The 5,101-nt window shown below is 48.2% G+C and carries 5 protein-coding genes; 3 read left to right on the top strand and 2 right to left on the bottom strand.

The window, feature by feature from the left end:
• Positions 1-993, bottom strand: a 993-nt coding sequence (locus ACRCA4_RS14745) for a Na+/H+ antiporter NhaC family protein (RefSeq protein ID WP_433190284.1), incomplete at its 3' end; no start/stop codon positions are given.
• A gap of 400 nt (positions 994-1,393) precedes the next feature.
• Between ACRCA4_RS14745 and ACRCA4_RS14740 the strand changes: the two genes are divergently transcribed.
• The 3 genes from ACRCA4_RS14740 (at position 1,394) to ACRCA4_RS14730 (ending at position 4,714) form a co-directional block, all read left to right on the top strand.
• Positions 1,394-1,804 (top strand): BlaI/MecI/CopY family transcriptional regulator, encoded by a 411-nt coding sequence (locus ACRCA4_RS14740; protein ID WP_335738113.1) that lies wholly within the window; start codon positions 1,394-1,396, stop codon positions 1,802-1,804.
• A gap of 2 nt (positions 1,805-1,806) precedes the next feature.
• Positions 1,807-3,354 (top strand): M56 family metallopeptidase, encoded by a 1,548-nt coding sequence (locus ACRCA4_RS14735; protein WP_335738114.1) that lies wholly within the window; start codon positions 1,807-1,809, stop codon positions 3,352-3,354.
• A 121-nt stretch (positions 3,355-3,475) separates the two neighbouring features.
• The gene (locus ACRCA4_RS14730) at positions 3,476-4,714 is read left to right on the top strand and encodes a serine hydrolase domain-containing protein (RefSeq protein ID WP_335738115.1); all 1,239 of its coding nucleotides are present in this window, start codon (positions 3,476-3,478) and stop codon (positions 4,712-4,714) included.
• A 63-nt stretch (positions 4,715-4,777) separates the two neighbouring features.
• Here ACRCA4_RS14730 and ACRCA4_RS14725 read toward each other — a convergent pair.
• Positions 4,778-5,101, bottom strand: a 324-nt coding sequence (locus tag ACRCA4_RS14725) for a hypothetical protein (protein WP_433190279.1), incomplete at its 5' end; no start/stop codon positions are given.

Here is a 5,101-nt window from a genome sequence, read left to right as displayed (position 1 = left end):
CAGCAAGTAAAGTGGCAGTGTAAGCAGGAATGTCATTAACAAGCCTTTCCAGACGTCAATCTCAAACCATACGGTAAAGCCCACCAGCATCAGCATCGGTAGCAGGAAGTTATGCAGTTTGCCGCCGCTTTTATCGGCCTGGTCAAACTCTTCTTCAAACGCCTGCACGGCAAAGTCATCAGCTGAATGGGTGTCCTGCGCTGTAGTGGCGGAGTTTGGCGCATCGGTTGCAGCGATAGTTGCTTGCTGCGCGGCTAATTCGGCTTTTTTCATCGGGCCAAACAAAGGTACTACGCCCAGGATCACCAGAATGACCATCAGCATCGCCAGCCAGGCATACAACATATACGGGATAGCAGAAATATAGGTAGTAATACCGCTGGCGTCACCGGCCGGGGCCACATCGTTGGCCACCAGTAAGCCGCCAAAGAATACCGCCCAGGTAGAGATAGGAATTAGCACGCAAATTGGCGCGGCGGTTGAGTCAACCACATAGGCCAGCATTTCGCGCGATACTTTGTATTTGTCAGTGATACGCTTCATGGTTTCACCCACGGTCAGCGCATTAAGATAATCGTCAACAAAGATGACTATGCCTAAAAAGCAGGTCATCAGCAGTGATGATTTACGGCCTTTAGCGATATTTTGTGCGGCGCGGCCAAAGGCAAAAGCCCCGCCGGTATGCACCAGCAGCGCGATTAAGGAGCCAAAGCCTCCGCATACCAGGATCAGCCAGCCAATAGTTTCATCTTGCATCACGCGCAGTGAGGTTTCGGCAAAATTGTCCAGCGCACCAGAGGGCGACACCAGCAGCAGGCCAACAATGGCGCCCATTACCAGTGCCAGGATCGGGCGCTTTAACCAGATAGCGATAGTAAGAACGACAATAGGAGGAATTAGACTTAATGCACTAGGCGCAACAGTCGCGGCCGCCTCGGCCGCGGCAGCAACAGGCTCGGTGAGACTCTCAACCAGGGTATCTGCTGACATCATTTATTATTCTCAAAGTTAGTCCGGCGGGCCGGATAAAAGTTAAGTGAACCGTTGCAGCAGATAATCAGAGTCAACGGAGCGGTTCCTTGCATTTATCAGCCGCTGCTGCGCTTAAAAGTGAAGCACTAAACACCAGACTTTACTGCATAAATACGCAGTGCAAGCGTAGTTTCAGCAGCTGCCGAAATACCGCGCAATCATAGCAAAATTTATTTTTTCTACAACTGACATCTTTTGCCACTTTGCAGTAGGTAGTGCCTGGCAAGTGAGTAAACCGAAAGGTAATTTATTGGCAAAACTTAAGCGCTGGCGCTGAATGAATCGTTAAAAACTAAATAATTAGTTGTAAGTTTGATAAAGAACAGCTAACTTAAAACTAATTGTTTAGTAGGTGATGGGCATGGCCAGAGAAAAATCAACAGAGTTAACCGGAGCAGAGCAAAAAATTATGCAGGTGTTATGGCTGCATGGGCCTTGCTCTGTTAAAGCTATTGCTGCTGAGCTAAACAAGCAATCGGCAGTGGCTTATACTACAGTGCAGACTTTGTGCCGTATTTTGCTCGACAAAGGCCATGTGCAATGCGAAAAACAAGGCAAAGCTTTTGTATATCAGGCGATAACAGTACAACAAGAAGCTCGTAGTCAGGCGTTAAGCACATTGTTACAGCGTTTTTTTGCTGGTTCCCCAGAGTTACTGGCGCAGCACTTATTAGAACAACAAGCATTACCTGAAGCGTTGCAGCAAGATCTTCAGGCACAAATTGATGCAAAAGCTCTTTTAGCTTCCGACAAGAACCAACAGGAATCCTGAGCATGGTTGAATTCAGCTGGTTATTGTTTTACCTGTTGATTCATCTGGGGTTAGCGGCCGTTACTATACCCTGGCTGTACTGGCTTAGCCAAAGTAAATGGCAGAGCGCACCACAATTTATGCTGCGCCTGTGGACAGCGTTAACGGTTATGCTGTTTATATTGCCTTTACTGATATTAATGCCAACCTCGGATAACAAAACAGAGCCACGCCTGTTCGATACAGATCTTGCAACAATGCAGCCAGAGTCCGCACAAACAACACAATTGCTGTCTGGCGAAGTGTATCCAGTAGAACGAACCACAGAAATAACCCAGCGCTGGGCGTTAACCCCGCAATTGCTGTACTTATTGTCACCGCCAGTATGGCTTTTGTTACTATTACCTTTAGGTTGTTTGCTGCAGGGTTATCGTTTTTATCAGAGTTACCGGCTTAGCCGCACTTTATGGCGCCAGGCCGAGCCGTTGTTTTTACCGGGTTATGAAGCTACTTCGCCTGCGTTATATCAGCACACGGGCATTGCTAGCGCTATGTTGCTGGGCTTACGCCATCCACGTATTGTGTTACCGGCCAGTTGGCTTGGTAGCCTATCTGCAGAGCAGTTGCAACATGTAATTGTGCACGAACAGATGCACTGGCGGCGGCGGGATTTGCTGACGTTTTATCTGCAGCAACTGGCCGGCACGCTATGCTGTTGGAGCCCATGCTGGCGGCTATTATGCAGACAGTTAAATCGCTATCGTGAGCTAAGCTGTGATGCTGCTGTAGTTGCCGGGTTAAAGCAGCCCCACCGGTATGCTCAGACATTACTTGATTGCAATAAGAAAATAGCAAGCCCTGCCACGGCAGTACTGGCCATGTCATGGCAGCAACAGCCGCTGCTAGCCCAGCGCATTAACAATGTATTGCAAGGCACTAGCAAGCACGTAACCCCTTTGGCTGTCGTGATGATTACCGCGATATCTATGACACTGCTAATCACTTTTGCTATGGCGCAGCAATGGCAGGTTGCCCAACTACCAAAGCAGTTCGGCCAGGTTAAGCTAAGCCAGCTGGGGCAATTAGATGAATTACTCGACAGTATTAAGCGGCAGGATGTAGCCAAAGTGCAGCAGTTGATTGCAAAAGGTTATCAACTGAATCACCCCATGCCCGGCGAAGGAACCGCACTGATGGTGGCGGTACGCCATGAAAACACCGAATTGGTAGATATTTTACTGCGCGGCGGAGCCGATGTTAATGTCAGTAGCAGAGGTGATGGCAATGCGTTGATTATTGCGGTGCAGCGGCGCAACCTTAAGCTGGCGCAACAGTTAGTCCAGGCTGGTGCTGATGTTAATGCTGTGGTGCTGGCAGATGAAACGCCGTTGATTAACGCCAGCTACCTTGGCGACCTGCAGATGGTGCAATACCTGGTGGCTGTAGGTGCCATTGTTAATCTTAAAGTCGAGGCCACGCTGATGGATGGCCGGGAGCTCAGATCGGCGCTTAATCGGGCTGCTACCGAAGAGGTTAGAGGCTACTTACTTCAGCAGGGAGCTCTTCTCTGATGATTCGACGATAACTCTAGCAACCTTTCCAAAATATTAATTGATAACACGGGCCGTTTAAGCCTGCAGGCGAAGCTTTGCCTTGAACCCAGAATCAAAACATAATTTAGGAGCATAATTGATGAAAAAAATACTGTTAAGCCTGCTTGGTATTATATTTGTTGCCGCATTAGTGCTTGCGGGTTACTGGTTTTCAGGCTGGCTAGCATTACCTGAAAAAGTGCCGCAGCAAAGTGAGGTGTATCAGCAAGACTTTGGTAATGCCGCTGAGCAGGCTATGGCTGAACTGGTGCTGGCCCAGCAACAGCAGCAGTTACCAGCAGTAACGGCAGCAGTTGCCTGGCGCGGGCAATTAGTTTGGGTAGGGGCTGCAGGCTATGCTGATCTCGCCAACCAAACCGCGGCTACCGTACACAGCCAGTTTCGTATCGGCAGTACGTCAAAAGCAGTTACAGCAACAGCATTAGCCAGAGCAGTCGCAGCCGGCGAAATCGACCTTGATAGTCCAATTAGCCAGTATATGCCGCAGTTGCCTAATCCGGCATGGCAAAACTTTACTTTACGGCAATTGATGTCTCATACCGCTGGTTTACCAGGTTATAGCGAAAATACCGACAGAATGGGGGCTATTAGAACCCTACTAAAGCAACGTAATTTTCCGGATGTGATAGATGCTCTGGCACTGTTTGATGACAGTGAGCTGTTGTTTAGTCCGGGTACAGATTTTCATTACAGCTCTTTTGATGTAAATCTGGCCAGTGCAGTACTGCAAAGTGCTATGCAACAACCCTTTTTGCAGTATCTGCAACAAGAAGTTAGTGAGCCACTGCAACTGGGTTCGTTGTCTGCTGACTATGCTGACCGGCTTTTACCGAACCGGGTAAGTTTTTATTTTAACCACGATGGTTATGCCAAACTACATTGGCCGGTAAACTTAAGCCAAAAATGGGCTGGTGGCGGCTTAATCGCCAGCTCTGCTGATCTGGCTCGATTGGGATCTGCCTGGTTTGATGCGGATTTTATCCCTGCAGCAATACAACAAGAATTCTGGACACCGCAAAAACTCAGCAATGGCGAAGTTAATGAACAATTTTATGCCTTAGGTTGGCGACACTTTTCACAGAATTACTTATTTTGTAACAAGCAGGATCCACTGAGCAGAACCATTAGTTTTGTCCATCATGGGGGCGTATCTGATGGGGCTCAAAGCTGGCTGGTACTGTATCCGGAACTACAACTGGTGGTTGCGATGAACGCTAACACAGTAAAAGAAAACTACTGTGATTTTGCCGGGCAGGCAGCACGTATCACCCGGCCGTTTTTACAGCAGATAGCGCCAGACTGGCTAGTTCCCGAATAAACTGGATAGCATATGTGAAGGCAGGTACTAAAAACGTATACTGCCTTAAATCAGATCAGCAAACTAAAGCCAAACTAACTTTGTGGCAATCTGCTTCATTGCTGCAGCCGCTTTGTCGTCTACACCCCGGTTCATCAGAATAATAAAACCGTCTTTGCTACTGCGGTCAAAATAAAGCGCGGTAAAGACACCTAAGTCTGAACCCATATGGCCTGTTAAGCCCATTTCATTGTCTCGCCAGAAAAAACGTTGATTAGCAGAAACTGACTCCGGCAACTGTAGCTTGAACATTTCGTTATACATAGCGTCCGATAATAAAGGACGACCAGCGTTGTCCTGATTGTTCAGTATGGCAACCAGAAACAGGCTCAGTTCGCTGATGCTACT

The sequence above is a fragment of the Rheinheimera sp. WS51 genome, from assembly GCF_050936095.1.
GTDB lineage: Bacteria > Pseudomonadota > Gammaproteobacteria > Enterobacterales > Alteromonadaceae > Alishewanella.
Note: the sequence above shows the minus strand (reverse complement) of the source record. Positions and strands in the feature narration are given on the sequence as shown.